Source organism: Sphingobacterium sp. SGR-19 (assembly GCF_011043555.1).
Taxonomy (GTDB): domain Bacteria; phylum Bacteroidota; class Bacteroidia; order Sphingobacteriales; family Sphingobacteriaceae; genus Sphingobacterium.
Map to the genome: position 1 here is coordinate 1 of NZ_JAAKGS010000015.1, position 18,537 is coordinate 18,537.

The 18,537-nt window shown below is 46.0% G+C and carries 13 protein-coding genes; 4 read left to right on the top strand and 9 right to left on the bottom strand.

All coding sequences use genetic code 11. The features are described 5' to 3' along the window. Positions 1–551, top strand: a 551-nt coding sequence (locus G5B43_RS18880; RefSeq protein ID WP_165296362.1) for an NAD(P)H-dependent oxidoreductase, incomplete at its 5' end; no start/stop codon positions are given. 9 nt (positions 552–560) lie between these two features. Here G5B43_RS18880 and G5B43_RS18885 read toward each other — a convergent pair. Continuing rightward, entirely contained in the window at positions 561–1,163 is a 603-nt protein-coding gene (locus G5B43_RS18885; protein WP_165296363.1) for a sigma-70 family RNA polymerase sigma factor, read from the bottom strand. A gap of 218 nt (positions 1,164–1,381) precedes the next feature. On the opposite strand from G5B43_RS18885, the gene G5B43_RS18890 reads away from it, so the two are divergent. From G5B43_RS18890 to G5B43_RS18900, 3 genes are read left to right on the top strand one after another with little or no spacing between them, the layout of a single operon-like run. Then, positions 1,382–2,449 carry a FecR family protein gene (locus G5B43_RS18890; RefSeq protein ID WP_165296364.1) on the top strand — a complete coding sequence of 356 codons (1,068 nt, stop codon included), beginning with the start codon at positions 1,382–1,384 and terminating at the stop codon, positions 2,447–2,449. A gap of 31 nt (positions 2,450–2,480) precedes the next feature. After that, a complete protein-coding gene (locus tag G5B43_RS18895) occupies positions 2,481–5,624 on the top strand; it encodes a SusC/RagA family TonB-linked outer membrane protein (protein ID WP_165296365.1) in 3,144 nt (1,047 codons plus the stop codon). 18 nt (positions 5,625–5,642) lie between these two features. Continuing rightward, positions 5,643–7,148 carry a RagB/SusD family nutrient uptake outer membrane protein gene (locus tag G5B43_RS18900; RefSeq protein WP_165296366.1) on the top strand — a complete coding sequence of 502 codons (1,506 nt, stop codon included), beginning with the start codon at positions 5,643–5,645 and terminating at the stop codon, positions 7,146–7,148. A 78-nt stretch (positions 7,149–7,226) separates the two neighbouring features. Here the strand turns inward: G5B43_RS18900 and G5B43_RS18905 are convergent, their stop codons facing one another. From G5B43_RS18905 to G5B43_RS18940, 8 genes are all read right to left on the bottom strand, one after another. Further along, entirely contained in the window at positions 7,227–7,808 is a 582-nt protein-coding gene (locus tag G5B43_RS18905) for a YdeI/OmpD-associated family protein (RefSeq protein ID WP_165296367.1), read from the bottom strand. Positions 7,809–7,937: 129 nt separating this feature from the next. Further along, positions 7,938–9,080, bottom strand: a complete 1,143-nt coding sequence (locus tag G5B43_RS18910) for an AhpC/TSA family protein (RefSeq protein WP_165296368.1) — start codon at positions 9,078–9,080, stop codon at positions 7,938–7,940. Between the two features lie 30 nt (positions 9,081–9,110). Continuing rightward, complete coding sequence (locus G5B43_RS18915) at positions 9,111–10,553, bottom strand: PKD-like family lipoprotein (RefSeq protein ID WP_165296369.1); 1,443 nt, start codon at positions 10,551–10,553, stop codon at positions 9,111–9,113. Position 10,554: 1 nt separating this feature from the next. Beyond that, complete coding sequence (locus G5B43_RS18920; protein WP_165296370.1) at positions 10,555–11,364, bottom strand: DUF4843 domain-containing protein; 810 nt, start codon at positions 11,362–11,364, stop codon at positions 10,555–10,557. A gap of 13 nt (positions 11,365–11,377) precedes the next feature. Continuing rightward, the gene (locus G5B43_RS18925) at positions 11,378–12,868 is read right to left on the bottom strand and encodes a RagB/SusD family nutrient uptake outer membrane protein (protein ID WP_165296371.1); all 1,491 of its coding nucleotides are present in this window, start codon (positions 12,866–12,868) and stop codon (positions 11,378–11,380) included. A gap of 33 nt (positions 12,869–12,901) precedes the next feature. Beyond that, on the bottom strand, positions 12,902–16,273 hold the full coding sequence (locus G5B43_RS18930; RefSeq protein WP_206367427.1) for a SusC/RagA family TonB-linked outer membrane protein: 3,372 nt from the start codon (positions 16,271–16,273) through the stop codon (positions 12,902–12,904). 96 nt (positions 16,274–16,369) lie between these two features. After that, entirely contained in the window at positions 16,370–17,548 is a 1,179-nt protein-coding gene (locus G5B43_RS18935; RefSeq protein WP_165296372.1) for a FecR family protein, read from the bottom strand. 66 nt (positions 17,549–17,614) lie between these two features. Beyond that, the gene (locus G5B43_RS18940) at positions 17,615–18,202 is read right to left on the bottom strand and encodes an RNA polymerase sigma factor (protein WP_165296373.1); all 588 of its coding nucleotides are present in this window, start codon (positions 18,200–18,202) and stop codon (positions 17,615–17,617) included. Positions 18,203–18,537 lie beyond the last annotated feature (335 nt).

Genomic DNA, 18,537 nt, shown 5'->3' on the forward strand with positions numbered 1-18,537 from the left:
CGCATCCAGATCAACAAAGTTTGAACGGTTATCTAAAACAAGTGGTGGTAGAACATCTTACTAACAACGGACACGAAGTAAGGGTTCGGGATTTATACCAACTGGATTTTAATCCTGTACTTTCATGGCAAGATATAGTAGGACAGCGCATGGGAAAGGTTGACGAAGATGTAAAAACGGAACAGATTCACATTGCCTGGGCCGATTGTATAACATTTATACATCCAATCTGGTGGACAGGGCTGCCGGCTATACTGAAAGGTTACATTGATCGGGTTTTCAGCTATGGTTTTGCTTATCGATATGAGCAAGGCGTTCAGAAAGGCCTGCTTGAGGGCAAACAAGCCATCATTATCAATACGCACGGAAAGTCACACGCCGAATACAGCGATATGGGAATGGATAAAGCACTTTCGCTTACGTCGGACAAAGGTATTTACACCTATTGTGGTTTAGCGGTAAAACAACATTTTTTCTTCGATAAAGCAGATAGAGTCGATGTCAAAACGATTAAACATTGGACCGAACAAATCACCTCAAAGATGAAGTAGCGTTTCTTCTTACACAAAATACAGTGTCAGGAGCACCACACCTATTTTACCGACTTGTTCGGGGTACTTGTCCCAAAGATAATCCTTTACCATCCGGTTGGCATCCTTGAGGTAATTTTCAACTGTGCGGACACTCAATCCCAGCAGCTCAGCAACGTCTTTTTTACTTTTCCCTTCGTAACGGCACATGTGAAAAACCTGTTGCTTTCTCCGTGGAAGTCCCGAAACGGCTTCATCCAATAATTGCAGTTGCATGTCGATCGGTTCGTCTTCAGAGGCGCTGGTTTCGGCATTTCGTAAATCCAAGGGATATTCGTCCACAAAGATGAGTGACTCCTTTACTTTTTTGCGGATGAAGTTTAGCGACATATTATAGCTCACGACGAAAAGCCAGCTGCTGACCGACCGATCTTGATGGATGCGGTCGCGGTTTTGCCAAAGGGAAACAAAGACGTCCTGTAACAGCTCTACTGATGCTTCCGGACACTTGACTAATTTTAGAATGTTCGCGTGAACGGATTTGTGATACCGTTGATACAGCCGGTTAAATGCGAGCGTGTCGTCGCGACCGAACGCGATGATATCTGCTATTTCTTCATCAAAATCTTTCATAGATATGTCAAGCTACTGCACTTTTTTTCGTTCGACAAAATCAAAACGCAACAAAACTAGAAAATAAAAACAGGTTGCTCTGCTTATCTTATATTAACAAATTATCAATAAAATAATACCGATTGGTAATGATTTCTTGATAATTACTTAACCTAAAAAGTAGGGCGATTCGTCCAGCCTTGGTGTATTTACTTGTAATGAACGAGAAGATAAAGTCAATGATCCGGCTATTTTGGCAAGGTATGTTATCAAGGGAAGATCGTGAGAAATTGCTTGCTAAATTGACCGATGGCGAGGAAGAACTGCGCAAGGGTATGGCCAACGAATTTGATACGACTCCGGACGATGAACAGCTGCATCGCGAGGAGGATTATCAGCTATACTTGCGTCGGGTTATAGAAAAAGTGGGTTGCGCAGATGTGCCCAAGCGGCGGGTGCGGCCGATGTGGTACCGACGAGGCTTTGCTGCTTCTCTTTTGCTCATCTTCGGTTTAGCCTACCTGCTTTGGCAACAGGGAACGCCTGAACTAGATGTAGAGGTAAGGCAGCTCACCCGCGAAACAACCGTGTATGCGCGCGATAAGGGCCAGATGAAGGTGTTTACCCTGAACGATGGCTCAGAAGTGAAGCTCTATCCTGGAAGTAGCCTGACCTATGATGCGGATTATGGAAAGGCTGACCGATTCTTGAAATTAACCGGAGAAGCTCGTTTTGTGGTCGCTAAAGATACCCTGCGACCTTTTATCGTCGAAGCAAAAGGGTATACGACGACGGCCTTAGGGACCATCTTTACGGTGGACGCGCGAGGTAGCGGACGGATGCGGGTGCGGCTGTTGAGCGGCAAGGTCGTCGTGAAATCTACGCCGCAGACACCGTTTATGATAGCCGATCAGTACTTGCTTCCGGGAGAAGAACTCGCTATCCAGGTTGACCGCTCGGCGATGGAAAAACGTTCCTTTGTCGAGGAGCCAAAACCGCTTGTTCGGGTCGCGCCGGCTACATCGTCTTCGCGCAAAGAGGGAGATGGAGACACCGATCTGCATTTCGAGGAAACGCCGTTGATTGAGGTGTTGGAACGGATTGGAACGGCTAAAAACCTACGCTTCGATCTACGGGAGGCCGATGTACGGGACTGCCACTTTACCGGCAATTTTTCGGAAAAAGACGATGTGGAAACCATGTTGGATATCATCTGCACGACCAACGATCTGACTTACGAACGGCAAACCGACAGCTCGATTAAACTCCGTCATCTCGCAAATGGAAACAAACAAATGACAAATTAGATTGAAAACGTTTTAAACTGATTTTTTTTAGATGGTAATGAATAAAAGGATGATGTGGAAGCAGGGGCGTTTAATCGCCATGCTTTTGGTCCCGTTACTGCTTTCGTTGCAAACATGGGCACAGGATAACGGACAGCTTAGAGGAGTGGTGATGAGTGATGACGGAGAGAAGCTCCAAGGAACTACGGTAGCGTTATATTCGCTCACCGATAGCCTGATAGATACAAGGTCGTCGGACGATCAGGGAGGCTTCCATTTTACAAAACTTCGACGGGGAGTTACATACAAAGTCACGGTATCCATGATGGGCTACCAGCGGTCTACGCAGGAAATTACGATGAATGCCACGGGTACAAATTCGGTTTTAGTCCGGTTGGCACCGGCTGCTGAGGGATTGGACGAGGTCGTCGTGGTAGGTTACGGGGAGGTGAAGAAGCGGGACCTGACGGGAGCCGTGTCTTCGATTAACAGTGAAGAATTACAACGTACGCCTGTTCAGCGGGTTGATCAAATGTTACAAGGCCGTGCAGCCGGTGTCCAGGTGACCTCGACGACGGGGGCTCCAGGAGCCGGAACAACCATCCGGATTCGGGGAAGCCGTTCGGTGAGCGCTTCGAACGAGCCGCTTTATGTGATTGATGGTATTGTCGGTGCGGGCGATTTAAATACGATTAACCCGGCAGATATTGCGAGCATCGACGTATTGAAAGATGCTTCCGCTGCGGCAATCTACGGTTCGCGTGCATCCAATGGTGTGATCATTATTACCACGAAAAAGGGTACGCCGGGTCGGGATAAGATCTCGTTTTCAGCAACACATGGCCTATCGAATGTGCCGAAGCTGGTCGATATGATGGGTGCGGAAGATTTTGTATCCTTTGTGAATGAAGCCTATATCGATGAGGGGCAGGCGCCCCTTTATCCTGACGTGGATTCCATCTTAGCGATTACCGGGCCAGTGGGTACAAACTGGCAAGAGGAAATCTTCCAGACGGGAGCATATACGGATTTCAACCTCGCGTTGGCTGGCGGCAGTAACGGTTTTACGTACCGCATTTCGGGAAATGTGGTTGATCAGAAAGGTGTCGTGCTGAATTCGTCTTATAGACGGTACCAAACGAATGTGAACTTAGCAAAGGATATTGGTACGCGTTTGAAAATAGGGCTGAATATGAATATAGCCCGATATAAGCGTGAACCCAGCTCGCGGGTAGATCTGGGAACGACAGCGGGCTGGAAAAGTTCGATGTTGACCCTACCGCCGACGATGCTTCCACGAAACCCCGATGGCTCGCCGGCCAGTTTTAACCCCATCGCTTATTTTGGCGGAGGAACGGTTAACACCTCGCTGGCTTCGGCAGAGTTGATTACCGCCCATACAACGTACAATGACCTATTAGGAAGTGTATATGCACAATATCAGATTCTCGACGGGCTGACGTTCAGAACTTCTTTAGGCGCAAATATCAGTAACAGCCGATACCATGATTATGTGCCCTCTTATATGCCTTCCTATGTGGCAAGTGGAGCGGAATTTGGTAATGCAAGTACAGACATCGGCTTTAAAGATTACCTGCTGAATGAGAATACGCTTACCTACGACAAAAGCTTTGGCGAACACCATCTAAATCTCTTGGGCGGATTTACCTATCAACGTTCGGAAAGCAACATGCTCGATGTCAATGGCGGCGGACTGACCAATGATATCGTCCGTTGGAACGATTTCGCAAGTGTGCCTCAGGAACAGCGTACTATTGGCTCTGCCAATAGCTTGAATGAACAGGTCTCGTTTATTGGGCGGGTGCAGTATAACTACGCCAATAAGTATTACCTCACCGTCACGAACCGCTATGACGGAGCCTCTAACTTTGCAGCGAATAAAAAATGGGGCTATTTCCCGTCGTCCGCCGTTAAATGGCGTATTGCTGAAGAAGAGTTCTTCAAGGATATGGCGCTATCGGAAAATGTCCTTAATGACCTTTCTCTACGCCTAAGCTACGGCTTGTCTGGCAATCAGGGGATCAGCAACTACCAGTCGCTCCCAACTTTGTCGCCGCGCCCCAACGGCTATGTCTTTGGTGGCGTACCGCAGTTAGGGTACAGGCAGGGAAATATAACCAACGATGATCTGACATGGGAAACATCGACACAATTTAACGCCGGCTTGGATTTACAGTTGTTTAACGGCAGAGTTGATGTGACGACCAACTATTACAATATGCATACGAAGAATCTCCTCTTAACGGTGCAGACGCCTACGCAGACGGGCTATGCGAACCGGCTGGTCAATATTGGAAAAACGGTGTCGTCTGGTTTTGAAGTGGGTATTCGTAGCGATATCATCAATAACAAAGATTTCGGTTGGTCAACTTCTTTGAACTTCAGTACAAACGATCAGGAGGTTACAGACTTGGGACCGTTGGTGTTGGTGGCTTTGGATAATACGGGCTATGGCGCGACGACGAATTACCTGCAGGAGGGTGTGCCGATAGGGGCTAACTTCGGACTGGAATATGCGGGAGTATGGCATAGCCAGGAAGAAATCGATGCCGAACTTGCCAAACCGTTGGAAGACCGCACCTATGTTTCCATCTCGAATTTCTATAAACCGGGGAAGCAGAAGTATTATGATTATCAAAAGGATGGGGAACTCAACATTGACGATTACCATTATCTGGGTACGCCGAATCCCCCACGCTTTGGTGGTTGGGGAAATACCTTGCGGTATAAACAACTGACGTTGGATGCGTTCTTGCAGTTTCAGCATGGAAGCACGATGTGGAATACCATGCAATATTTTACGGGGGTTGGACTGTATCTAACCAATCAAATGAGCTATATGAAAGACCGTTGGACGCCGGAGAACCCGGATTCTGATATTCCAGCGGTGAACTCCAGGGATAATATTCCAAGTACTTATTTTCTACAGAACTCCTCATTTCTCCGGTTGAAATCCCTGACCTTGAATTATGACCTGAGTTCTGCCGTGTTTAAACAAGCTGATCGGCAGCTGAACGTATTTCTGACAGGTACAAACTTGTTTCTGCTAACGGATTATAACGGTTATGATCCGGAGGTCAATTCGGCAGGCACAAGTTCGACAGTGCGGGCAAAGGATAATGGTGCTTATCCCAATAGCCGCACTTTCGCAATCGGGGCGAGCCTTACCTTTTAATTTTTAAAAACGATGATCATGTTAAATAGCAAATTCAAATTCTTTAGTATATCAACCCTTGGCCTGATGCTGTTGTTCGGAAGTTGCGAACAGACGCTTACCGAAGAACCGCAGAGCATTATATCACCGGATGCTTTTTTTAAAACGACGGATCAATGTCGTCAAGCGACGAACGGTGTGTATAGTCATTTGCCCGGTATTTTTAATCAAACTGGTTTTTGGAGCGTGACCATGGCCGGAACGGATTTGTTTATGAACCAGGGCGGGAGTGCAGCGATCGAAGCTATCCAGGATTATAATTTTTCAGCAGCTACCGAGACAAACAGCCATGCCGTATGGCGTGTGTGTTATGCGGCTATCAAAGATGCGAATTTTGTCATCAATAGAATATCGGCTTCCGAGATCGACGAGGAAGATAAGAATTCGTTGATCGCTGAAAATAAGTTTCTGCGGGCCATGTATTATTATATACTGACGAACGTATTTGGAGACGTGCCGCTCTGGACGGACGAACTGCGTATGGAAGAGGTGGCGCAGCTTCCACGAAGCCCTTTAGCGGATGTGCGTGCGCAGATGATTCTTGACCTGGAACAGGCTGCAGCTAGTCTGCCGCTGGATTACGACAGCAATAATGTGGGACGGGTGACAAAGGGGGCAGCGTTGACCTTGCTAGCGAAGGTGTATTTGTATGCTAAGGAATGGCAGAAAGCCTATGATACGGCGCATCAGGTAGAAGATAGTGAGTATATTTTATTGCCCCGGTATGCCGACCTGTTTGATCCTTATAATAAGAGTAAGAACAATAAGGAATCCATTTTCGAAATCCAGTACATGCGGAGTGCGGAAACGAATCAGAATTTTGTTGTGAACTCCTATTATACGTACTTTTTTCCAACAGGCGATGCAGCAGGTGGAACTTATGCGGGAGTCGATTTCGGTACGGTAATCTTACAGTCTTACCCGCAGTTTTACCCAACGCAGTATATGATGGATTTATACGCGCCTGAAGATGAGCGCCGGGAGGTTTCTTTGGCATGGGGATTCAACGGAAAACCATTTAACAGGGGTTCAAAAGATGACCGGCCTTGGTTCGGTCCAAAGTTTTGGGATCTCACGGCGAACCGGACGGCCAGTGAGAAGAATTTCTACTTTCTGCGCTATGCCGATGTTATTATGGTCTTGGCGGAGGCCGCTAATGAGTTGGGGAATGTCCCCGATGCGATACGTTATACCAACTTAATCAGGGCGAGAGCAAAAGCGCCGCTTCTGGATCCCGCCGACAACCTGACGCAAGCTGACCTGAGAGCGTTTATTATGGAAGAGCGGGCAAGGGAATTTGTTGGGGAATTTCAACGGAAATGGGACTTAAGCCGTTGGGGGGAACTGGTTGATGCGATACAGTCGATCCGTCAGGATAGTGAAGATGGTGCAAAAAATGTAAAGCCGCATCATGCACTGTTCCCGATTCCGTACGAGGAGATCGTGAAGAATAGGAACCTGGTACAGACACCAGAATATCAATAGCGTTGCGCACTGGACTGCCTCCGCGAGCTTCGGGGGCAGTCTTGTCATTTTTACTTAACAAAAGCTATCACCCATTTATTAATCATCAATTCCTTTCCCATCCAGTATATGCTGATAGTACTTTTCAATTCGTGCTTCTCTTGTTTTGGCTTGTTTGGCTTGATTGAAATAGTACAAATATGCTTTTTGACGTCCCGGTGTTAGCGAATAGAATGCTTCATGTAGGGCTTTGTCTTCGCTCAGTGCAGCTTGAAATTCCTCGAGGATAGGGTAGTCGGTTACTTTTTTCAGCACGACTTTCTTACCCGATTTTTCAATTTCGATCGCTTCATTGATATAGTCTTTGATAACGGATTCGAGCTTCATGATCTGTCCGACATCGGTAAACCGCATTTGTCTTGCCGACTGTACATTTTCCGTCTGTTGGATTAAAACGCCCTTTGTATCTTTTATTAAAGCGCCTTTATGAAAAAGTAATGCGCAATATTCCTTAAATCCGTGAATGAGTACGATGTTTTTTCCCTGAAACGTGTAACAGGGGTGCATCCATTTATAATCTTCTTTAAGCGATTTATTTTCATGGACAATAGTCCGTAACAAATCAAACTCTTCTTTCCATTTATGAGCGCGGTCAAAAAACTGTTCGGCTTGTGTGTTCATTATCGTCCATTTATTTCAAAAGTAAGCAATTGATACGTCTTTGAAGCGCGACAATGTGAGAAAATAGGGAGATAGCATGTAAGCCCCCAAGAAGCATACACTTCTTGGGGGCTTTATATAAAGGGTGAATTACGGCGTGAATATTTTTGCCAGCTCTTCTTCTACTTTCTCGCCGCGAAGATTGACAGCCACAATAGTTCCACTGGGGTCGATTAAATAATTTTGTGGAATGCCGCGTACGCCATAAAGAACAGCAGCCTCGTTGCTCCATCCTTTTAGATCAGCCACATGTATCCAGGGTAAGCCATCTTGTTCGATGGCCTTTAACCAGGCAGCCTTACCTTTACTATCGTCTAATGAGACTCCGATGATCTCCAGCCCTTTAGGATGATATTTTTCATACGCTTTGACCAGATGTGGGTTTTCCGCGCGGCATGGTGCGCACCAGCTTGCCCAGAAATCAATCAATACGTATTTGCCCAAGAAATCCGAAACCTTGATTGCCTTGCCATTTACATCCGGTTGGGCAAAATCAGGTGCTTTCGCACCAACCTTAATGGTTTTATCGGCTAATATCCTGGCCTCTAGTTCCCGTGCAGCGCTCAATTGTCTTACTTCTCTTGATAGTTGCTGGAAGACGGGTTCTATTTCAGAAAGTTTTCTTTTGTTGGCCACGTCCTTCAGCGCGTCGATCGAAAAGAAAGACTGGGGGTTGTTTTTGGCAAACGTAAATTCTTTTTCGCGCCGCTCGTCAAACTTCTCGTCGTATTTGTTTCGTATCGCCAAATACTGCGCATCTTTATCGGGTGCATTTTGATCTACGCCGGAAAACTCCTTATTGGCCGCGTCGATGATATCCATAAACCCGCCGCCGATTTCTTCCAGGTAGGCGGTGTACGCCTCGTGTGTAGCGGATCCTGAAATATTGGCTGTTCGCAACGAATCGGTAATCGCCATGGTATAGGTTTCATTCACGAGATAGAAGTAAAGCCGGTCACCATCGTTCTGGACCATCATCTTTCCTTTTCCTTCGGGGTCGAATACCATACGCGAATAGGTGGGTTCATTGACCGTCCCAGTAAAGGAAAACGTACCGTTTTGGATGGTTGCCGAGTCTGCCATGCTAAGGCCATCCTGTGTGTAGTCGAGGTATATTTTTTTTCCGTCGAAGTTTTGTGGCGCCGTGCCTTGCAGTTGGAATCCGTTGTCCTGCGCCTGTATGGCAAGCGGAGAGAGGAGTACTAATGCTGCTGTTAATTTTGAAATGTTCATATGTTCTTTTTTCAGTATTTATTTATTTATTTATTTTCTCCATACCATATCTACGGGCTGCCCGGGTATACCGTCTATTTCTCCGGTGATATTGCCATTTCTTCCTGTTCGGATATCCAGGTAGTATATACTATTTCTTGATCCGGCAATCAGGGTGTTTTGATCATCATCTAGCTTGAGCATGGTAACCGGGTTGTTAAACGTTGCTTCCAATTCCAGAATCTGTTCGTTTAACGGATTGTAACGATATATCTTGTTCTCGGCAGCTATATAGATATAGCCGGTCTGGGTTGCCACCAATTTGGTGTCGGCATGCATCCATTCTTGGCGTGCGAAAAGCCGCTTGTGCATTGGCCGGAACGTAAATGGATTTGCATTAAATGCCGCCGTAAACCGCAGTTCAAATACTTGACCCTCGGCGTCTCGCATATAGGCATAGGTGTCTGCGCTGTTGATCTGCACGATCTGGATCAAATCGAGACCTACATCTTGCGGGTCAAAAGCATTTGTATTATCGACACTATATTGTGTGCCGAAATAAACCGGTCCTAACTGTACTTCCAGGCGTACAAATTGCCGTCTCTCTTTTTCGTAGGCAATCATACTGACATTGCTGCCAATGGTCGTGAGTATAAATTGTGGCGCCAGCGTATAGTTTCCCGGAGCGTATGCTCCAAACATGCCGTAATTGTCGTTTTGATCCCAAGTACTCGTTGTCCCACCATAGAATTTATGATTTATAACCCCCATGAGCACGCCTTGACGATGATTTTTTAATGATCCTACTTCAATATTTGCAGGTGGAAGAAAGAAATTGTCCTGCAAAGTTCCCGGTTTGATCGTTTCTTTTTGTAGATCATTGACATTAAGCCGTACGCCACCATGTTTTGTGATAACCCAATAGGCTAAGGGAAGACCGCCAGTATTCATGTTTCGGAGATAATGTATATGCAAGGGGTCGTTCGGTAATTGCTCGTTATTTATCGTCTCGTATATATTGGGCTGTACGGTACTGTCGGGTTTGATAAAGGACAGCTTCGTAAGGCCTTCATCCTGGCTCAGAACAAGTGATCCTTGCGAAAATTCCGTTATGCCTTGGATAAAAAAGGTATGAAAATACTTCATGCCGTTTTCGGTATTCGTGATGGTAAGACGGGCCCTGTAACGCTTCGCCTGAAGTCCAAAAGGAATGCGTAAGCTGGTTCCCTCATAACGGTTATGTTCGGGTGATAGTTCTTCGGGTACATAGATACGCCAAGCACATTGGATATGCTCTTGGGGAATACCGGTAATAGTGGGTTCAATAATCAAGCTGTCGCCGACTACAGCGTGATAAAGCGTGTCTAGGCCGGCCACTTGGGGCTCTATCGGCATATCAATCGCATAGTTTCCCATATCTTTGTAACAACTGGAGAAACACCCCAGCATCGCCGTTATACAAATCGCAAAGTAAATCGTTTTTATTCTTCTCATGTCATCGAACCTCTATTCCGTTTTCGTCTATAAATGTGTATTGACCAGTACCACTATTTCGTTTTAATAAGATTATCCGAGTTGGATTATCTTGGTGATAAAAATGGTAAGTAGTACCATTATCGGGCGTGGTTAATTGGTACCCTTTTTCTGGATTATTGGTTACCCAAGTAAAGGGATCGTTGAGCATCATGGTGAGCATATCCCTAAAATAGAGATTTCGGGGAGCGTCGATACCTTCCATGGTCAAGCTGCGTTGCTCGGTTACTAGATAGAAGAGTTCATGCTTAACGCGGGAATAACTGCCAAGCCACATGCTCCACCATTCGGGTTGTTCCAGCCGAGCAGATAGAATGACCTTGGCACGGATACGTTGCGTGTTTTCAATACCGAAGTCCTGGGTTTCTCGTAATTTGAGTAGGAGGGATACCGATTTACTTTCTAGATCGGGGGTGTTGTAGATAATGAGTGGCAGGCTATCACGTCCCTGATGGCCTAGCATCGGGTATTGTGCTGCTAACGGTTTATAGTGTTGCTCGGCTATTGCCGTAGAAGAATCTTGCTCTACATACGCGCCATAAAATCGTTCGGATGGTGCGCGATGCCCGATAATCTGAACGGGAATATAGAAGGTGTCTACCGTTTTGCTCATATCGTACGCAAAAGTGAATATCATGCTGTCACGCAAAACCGAATCGAGACTAAAATATATATTTGGCTGGTGGTTATATGTTTCTAATGGTGCTTTCTGGCAAGACGATATGACGATTAGACTAAACCAGCATATGCATAGTGCTTTCGTATATTTCATAAAATTAAGGTGTTTAACGCTGTCCATAAATAATTTCATCATTGGGTAGGGGCCATACGAAGATATTTTGGTTTGCTGAGATAATTTCACCGCGTAGGCCGATAATCGGGGCGTTGAGTCTCTTGTAGGCATAAAAGAGCTGTCCTTCGGCGTACATTTCCTTTCGGTACTCTTTTAGTAATTCTGCTTGGAACTGGGCCAGGGTACTGACTTCTAATTTGCTGCCAATTCCACGATGACTACGTACCTCATCGAAATAGTTCAACGCGCGTGTTTGATCTGTTTCGAAGACGCATTCGGCTGCGATGTAGTAGATCTCACTTAGTCGGATGCCGGGGGTTACCAAATAGTGTAGATTGGCAACAAATGTGTCCCCAAGAGGATTTCGCCTATACTTTAGGATGGTGGAATAGAAGGAGCCGCTGGCACTGGAAGTGGCAAACCACTGTGTATACCGCATATCACCACTGATATCGGAGGTTTCGTAAATGGTTTGCGTATCTGTATCATCGAGGTACATACCGTACTGCGTTTCGGTGAACCAATTGCTATTCAGTGCGTTATTTAAAGTGGGGGTATACCAACTGAAAAGCAATTCTTTATAGAGTATGCGGTCTTTTTTATCGTCGGCCACGGCTAGGAAATCGGTCGAGTTTGTCCATGGAAATTTTTGTGCATTAATGATGATAAGCGCATTTTCTAATGCTTTCATTTTATCTTCTTTGTAAAGATAGACCCGTGCCAAGGTACCACACACGGCGTAGTAGTTGAGCCGATGCCGTCTGTTCTGTAAAAAAAGATCTGGATGATGGAGCTCCGTATGACGTAGCGTATCACTTACGGTGGGGTAATTTATGATATAGGCAGCTGACCGTATGGGATCGTCGGCAAGTAATACTTTTGCGTGCTCGAGATCGCTTATGACTGAGTCTAATGCGCTGCTGACGGTGGCCATCTCCGTAGCTCTGTTAGAATAGGACGTGACATACGGGATGGCCTGTGCTTCAGGCGCGACACGGTGAGCGGGGGCAAACATACGCAACACATCAAAATGCAAGTATCCACGCAATGCCAATGCTTCACCTTTGATTAAGCGGTAGTTATCTCCCGTGAACAAATGTTCTTTTGCATCGATTTCTTCCAATATCAGGTTGGTATTGACGATCCCATTGTACATGCCGACCCAAATGGAGTCTTTTCTTCGGATAAACTCGGTATCGTTGTAGCGGTAATTTTTTGTCTGTAGATACCGATAGTTGTCGGCAGGTTGTATTTGATAGTTTTGTACCAATACCTCCGGCGTGCCCACCGTGAGTTCGCGTCCGTAGAGATCGGTTTTTGAACAACGTATGTAAATGCCAAGTAAGGCTTCTTTGAAGCCGGCTTCGGTGGTAAAAAGGAGCGACCTATCAATTTCACTTTCGGGTTGTATATCGAGCCATTTGGAGCAAGAGGCGAACCCGATCGTAAATAGGGCCAGTATGTATATAATCTTTTTTTTCATTTTTTTATAGTCTACTAAAAGGAAACCATCATGTTATAGCGATGCTTGCAAACTAAAGCTAATGCTCCTTGCAAAGGGATAATTGATTCCACGCTCTACCTCAACGGACGAGAAGCGAAGGAGATCGTTGGCCGTCAGTCCTAGGCGCAGATTGCTGAGGGACATTTTTTTGGCAAACGCTGGGTGCAAATCATAGGATAGAAACACGGATTGTAGCGTCAACAGATTGTCGGGCATCACGAACCGGGAGGACACCTCTGTTTGGCCGTAGTCCCGAATGCTCTTGAAAAAAGTGACGTCTCCAGGTTCCTGCCATTTTTCTTCAAGTACACGTCTATCCACATTGTACCGTGGATCCGCATTTTCTACGCGGTCTACGATCGTTTGGTTGTACATATCGCCTCCCCACCGTGTCTGGAAATAGACAACGGCCATAAATTGTTTATAGCGCACGGTTCCGCCAAATGACCCTTCTAATTTTGGGGTGGCGACGCCGACAACAGTAATGTCGCGCGGATCCCAGACATACGACAGCGTACCGTCTTGCTTGACGAAAACCTCCCGGCCGCTTTCAGGATCGATACCTAAAGAAGGGGCAGCGTATATCGCATCAATGGATTGCCCTTCCTTAAACCGTAAGAGCGGGACACCTCTTAGATCTTCCCCTTGTTGGGCCTCGTCTACACGATTGTTATAGCTATCTAAAGCATTGGAAATACGGACAATTTTGTTTTTGTTGTGAACCAGGTTCGCCATAAAGCTGACGGTCCAGTCTGCGGTCTTGACAGGCGTTAGGTTCATATTGACTTCGATACCCCGGTTTTCGATATCGCCTAGGTTTTCCTTGTATGATACGAATCCTGTCGAGGGGGGCAAATTGATGTCCGAGAGGAGATCCTTGGTTTTGCGATAATAAAACCGTGGAGAAAGCATGATCCGGTCACTGAATAGTGCGATGTCAAATCCAATATCGGTATTTTGCGTTTTCTGCCACGACAGGTTCTGATTGCCGTAGTTCGCAACGATGGCTCCGACTCCGGAAGAGTACCAGTTGCCTTGCTCGTATATGTAGGTAGTCCTAGACATGTAGGGCGCAAATTGTACAGATCCTGTCAGTCCGGTAGTTGCACGTAAGCGCAACTGGTTGATCACTGAATTCTCGAACCAGCTTTCATGGTGTATGTTCCATCCGGCGCCCAATGACCAAAACGGAGCTACCCGATTGTTACTTCCAAATTTGGACGAACCATCTGCGCGTATGGTGGCATCCAGCAAATACTTGTTGGCGAAAGAATAGTTGGCGCTCATGAACGCACCGAATAGCCTCGAGGCGACGAAGTTACTGGAAGGACTTGCGTTCTCGGCATATCCCCGCGCAAACCCAATGCTGGTGAACCGATCATTTGGAAAGCCAATGGCCGTAAACGATCGTTCATCCAAGCTTTCGGTGCGTATATTGGCTCCGGCAACCACATTAAAGTCATGCTGGCCTATTCGTTTAAGCCAGTTCAGCCGTATATTGGCATCCCAGAATAACTCGTCGTTACTATAACTCGTATAGCTTCCCTTTTCATTCGTACGGTCGGTGGAGTAATTAAAAAATTGATTGGCCAAGGGCGACCGAAAATCGTCGCCGGTGTGCATACGCTTTAACAAGCTAACTTGGCCGCGTAAACGTAGACCGTTTCCAAGATCAAAATCTCCGGATAGGTTGTTCATCACTTCGGTATAGCCTAGCTGTTCAAAGCTATTGAGCGTAGCGTTGTAAAGCGGATTTAGCACGAACTCATTGGTACCGTGTCCCGTTGCCGCGATCCTCCGCCAGGTGTCTACCTGTTGGATAATGTTGCCGTTGTCATCCGTCATTCGGTAGTAGGGGTTCATGCGGGCATACTGTGAAAAACTGCCATAGGGGGATTCGTTTCCATTCACAACCGTAACGGCTAATTCGTTTTGGAACCGAATCTTGTTTTGCAGGTTATAGCTAAAATTTAAGCCGCCAGAGTATTGGTGTCTGCTGGATCCTTTCATCACACCAGGACGCGTTTGGTAGCGCATGTCTACCCCGTAACGGAACACCGGGGAACCACCTTCCAAAAAGAGACCGTGCCGTTGGCCAACTGCCGTCCGTAGGGGCTGTGATAACCAATAGGTATCAACGCCACCCAATACATTGGATAGCTTTTGGTAGTACAGCTCGTCCAGTGTTTCCTGGGGTTGCCGTTGTAGTGTAGCGTCGAATAAACCAGCCAGCCGTTCATACTCCAGTTTTTCGGTGGCATTCAGAAGGTTGTATTCGGTTAAATCCGGCATGTTGACATTGGTCTCGTGGGTATAGGAGACACGCAATTTACCTTCTTTGGGTGTTTTTGTGGTAATAACCATCACGCCATTGGCAGCGCGCGACCCGTAGATGGCAGTCGCAGCCGCGTCTTTCAATAGTGTTACCGTCTCGATCCGGGTCATATCTAGGTCGAGTACCTTTTGTACATTGACCTCGTAGCCATCCAGGATAAAGGCGGGCATGTTGGTGGTTCCTGTAACATTATCGCGCCGCAATATTTCTCCGCTGCCACTTGGGAGCGACGAAGCGCCTCGAACATTGATGTTGGGTAGGGCATTGGGGTTTGAACCTGCAAGGTTATTGTCCAGTAATTTGAAAGAAGGGTCAAAGACCTGCACGGCTTGTAGCAGATTCTGCGGACTTACCTGCCGAAGTTCTTCACCAGTTTTGGTAATGGCCGTACCTGTATAGGAATCCCTTTTGATGACTTGATACCCCGTAACGACGACTTCGTCTACATGGGCTACTTCTTCTTTTAGCTGGATGGTATACGAGGACTTATTTTCTTGTACCGATACCGTCATCGGTATATAGCCCACCATGGTCACGGTAAAGGATTGACCAGGGGTCATCGCCGGTAAGGTAAACCGACCGTCTGCATCGGCAACGGCCATTGTTTTGCCGTCTATGGCGATGCTGGCGCCGTTCAAAGATGTGCCGTCACTCCGCAGTATACGGCCGCTCCGTATTTGCTGTGCGGGCTTTTCATGTTGTTGCGACGGCGTGGAGGCTGGTCTCGTCCGCAACTGTTCCAAGATAATCGTCCGGTCTACGATGCGATATGCAATCTTTCTTGGGAGTAGGACCTTGTCAAGAAATGCCGATAGCGACATATTTTTTGCCACAATGCTTACCGGTTCTTTATTTATTAAAAGGTCCGTTGTACCAAGCACCTCGTAGGAAACTTGTTTCTTTATAGCCTGTAAGACGGTTTCAAGAGATTCGTTTTTGGCAGTATAGGTAATAGTTTGTGTGTATGCGGCATATCCGAATTGCAGACATGCGATAAAATACATAATTGCACTTAGCTTGATCACGCTGATAGAGTAACTTAAGTTCATTAATTTTGTTAAGGTTGGTCATTAGACAGTGTTCGATTCAATCTATATGGGGGGTACTTTCGTGTTATTAGGTTTCGATAACCTCCTTTCTTTTTTTTATTTTCCTGAAATAATTAATTTATGGTCTTCGGTCATCCGATAGTGTATCGCATTACTTTCTAATATGCTGAGGATAGTTGATAGCTTGCTTGAGCGAAAGGTCCCGCCGAAGAAATGGATATCCGGCACTTCGTTTTCGTAAACGACATCCACGTTGTACCACCGGGATAAATCGTCCATGACCTCTTGTAGGGATTTTCCGTCAAAATTAAATTTTCCTTGTAGCCAGGCAAGTTCTTGATCCACGTTGACCGCTCTTTTGGATAACCTACCTTCATGTAGTACGACTTGTTGTCCTGGCTCGAGGATTAGCGCAGTCTGGTTGATGGTTTCTTTTACGTGGACTTTTCCTTCTGTAAGGGTTGTTTTCGTAGGAGATGGACCCTCGTAGGCCGCTACGTTGAAGTGGGTGCCTAAAACGGTGATGATCTGATCGGAAGTGCTGACGGTGAACGGTCGTTCGTTCTGTTTGGCAACCTCAAAGTAAGCTTCTCCTGTTAGTTGTACTTCCCTGCTGTGCTCCTGAAACTTCGTGGGATAGTTTAACGTACTTCCAGCGTTTAGTTTTACGCGTGTTCCGTCAGGAAGTGTCAGGTTATACAGGCCTCCTCTCGGTGTTGTAATCGCGATAGAGGCGACCGACTTCGTTTCTGCAACAATTGATCCGTCGCCGTAATTGACCCCGTCTTCGTCGATGTAAATTTCATTTTGTACTTCATCTAGATTAAATACGCGGCCGTCGGAAAGTGTTACCGTTGCTTTGTTGCCAGCTGGCCCATAGTCTACGCTGGCTGCTGTCTTTTCCATCGGCGCCTCTTCAGGGTGCTCGAAATATAATGTATAAAGACCAAACATTCCAGCAAGAAGTATACTGGCGGCAAGCAGGTAAGCGGGCAATCGTTGTGTTGTCGACGTTTTCTTGATGCTTTTATCCGCAAGGCTATTTCTCTTGAAACGTGCAAATGCTTCTGGAACGTCTATAGACGATAGGTAGGCGTGGCTCGCTGCCTGTTCTTCCTTGTCATTACATTTTTGGTAAATTTTTCGGTTTTCAGGCGACTCCGCGAGCCATTTTTGTATTGTTTCTTCTTCGGTGCTGCTAAGTTGGACGCCTTGTATTCTCTTTGCAATAATATTGCCTATAGTAATAGGGTTGTTTTCTTCTTTATCGTGCATATTTGTAGGCTGTTCATTAAGTATACCGCACGAAATTGAAAAAGTACTAAAGAAAAATAAATTTTATTAAAAATTTTTTAGGATAAGTGCGCCGAGTACCAATAAATCAAAGGTGTCTCTCCTTAATCGGGTGCGTAAAAGGGTCAAAGCGCGCAACTTTTGGTTTTTTACTGTTTGTATACTTATTTGCATTTCTGTTGCTACTTCTTCATTGCTTCTGCCTTCCAGGTAGGTGGCTCGAATAATTTTCTGGGCCTTGGGCGGTAAGCTTTGTATGGCATGGTAAAGTTCACCCATCGCTTCGGCGTATACGATTTGTTGGAGTTGGCTCTGCTCTGTCTGCTCTTGTGAAGATACATAATGGTCGGTGCGTATGCTTCGCCGGAGATCCGATGTTCGTTTGTTTAAACCGATATGCCGGGTGGTCTGGTATAACGAGCTTTTAAAATGCTCGATGGATGCAAAGGACCGGTTGCCTTGCCATATTTTCATAAACGCTTCGTCCACAACGTCTTCTGCTTCTCCCGATTCGTTGATAAACTGCGATGCAAAGAGGCAAAGTCTACTGTAATACCGATGAAAAACAAAAGAAAAGGCTTCTTCTTTTCGGATATTCAGGTCGTCGAGTAGTTGCTTGTTATCTTGATATTGCATGCCGTGCGTATTATTGATCCATATGGTCTTAGGTATTAGTGCTGCAAATATAGTTATATTTTGACAGGTAACGCCATCACCATTTGGCATGTATGGACACGTTGAAATGTTTGGGTGGACTCTTGGTACAACTTTGTTGCGTTTAATGTGAAAATATCTTTACTTTGTCTTGAGATAGTTGGAACAGCGAAAAAAATAAAATCAATCTATAACATCGGTGTTTCGTAACCGTCAACTAGTATAGCAACGGTTGATTCATGCTAAATTTTAGCGATGTGTTGTGGCAGACAATTTTAACATCCGGACTGACTTGAAAACGAAGTACGGTTAGAGAA

Excerpts from the sequence above, each read along its gene's own strand:
- G5B43_RS18910 (WP_165296368.1), bottom strand. The coding sequence starts at position 9,080 with ATGAACATTTCAAAATTAACAGCAGCATTAGTACTCCTCTCTCCGCTT.
- G5B43_RS18900 (WP_165296366.1), top strand. The coding sequence starts at position 5,643 with ATGTTAAATAGCAAATTCAAATTCTTTAGTATATCAACCCTTGGCCTG.
- G5B43_RS18925 (WP_165296371.1), bottom strand. The coding sequence starts at position 12,868 with ATGAAAAAAAAGATTATATACATACTGGCCCTATTTACGATCGGGTTC.
- G5B43_RS18895 (WP_165296365.1), top strand. The coding sequence starts at position 2,481 with ATGGTAATGAATAAAAGGATGATGTGGAAGCAGGGGCGTTTAATCGCC.
- G5B43_RS18935 (WP_165296372.1), bottom strand. The coding sequence starts at position 17,548 with ATGCACGATAAAGAAGAAAACAACCCTATTACTATAGGCAATATTATT.
- G5B43_RS18905 (WP_165296367.1), bottom strand. The coding sequence starts at position 7,808 with ATGAACACACAAGCCGAACAGTTTTTTGACCGCGCTCATAAATGGAAA.
- G5B43_RS18940 (WP_165296373.1), bottom strand. The coding sequence starts at position 18,202 with ATGCAATATCAAGATAACAAGCAACTACTCGACGACCTGAATATCCGA.
- G5B43_RS18930 (WP_206367427.1), bottom strand. The coding sequence starts at position 16,273 with ATGAACTTAAGTTACTCTATCAGCGTGATCAAGCTAAGTGCAATTATG.
- G5B43_RS18890 (WP_165296364.1), top strand. The coding sequence starts at position 1,382 with ATGATCCGGCTATTTTGGCAAGGTATGTTATCAAGGGAAGATCGTGAG.
- G5B43_RS18920 (WP_165296370.1), bottom strand. The coding sequence starts at position 11,364 with ATGAAATATACGAAAGCACTATGCATATGCTGGTTTAGTCTAATCGTC.
- G5B43_RS18915 (WP_165296369.1), bottom strand. The coding sequence starts at position 10,553 with ATGAGAAGAATAAAAACGATTTACTTTGCGATTTGTATAACGGCGATG.
- G5B43_RS18885 (WP_165296363.1), bottom strand. The coding sequence starts at position 1,163 with ATGAAAGATTTTGATGAAGAAATAGCAGATATCATCGCGTTCGGTCGC.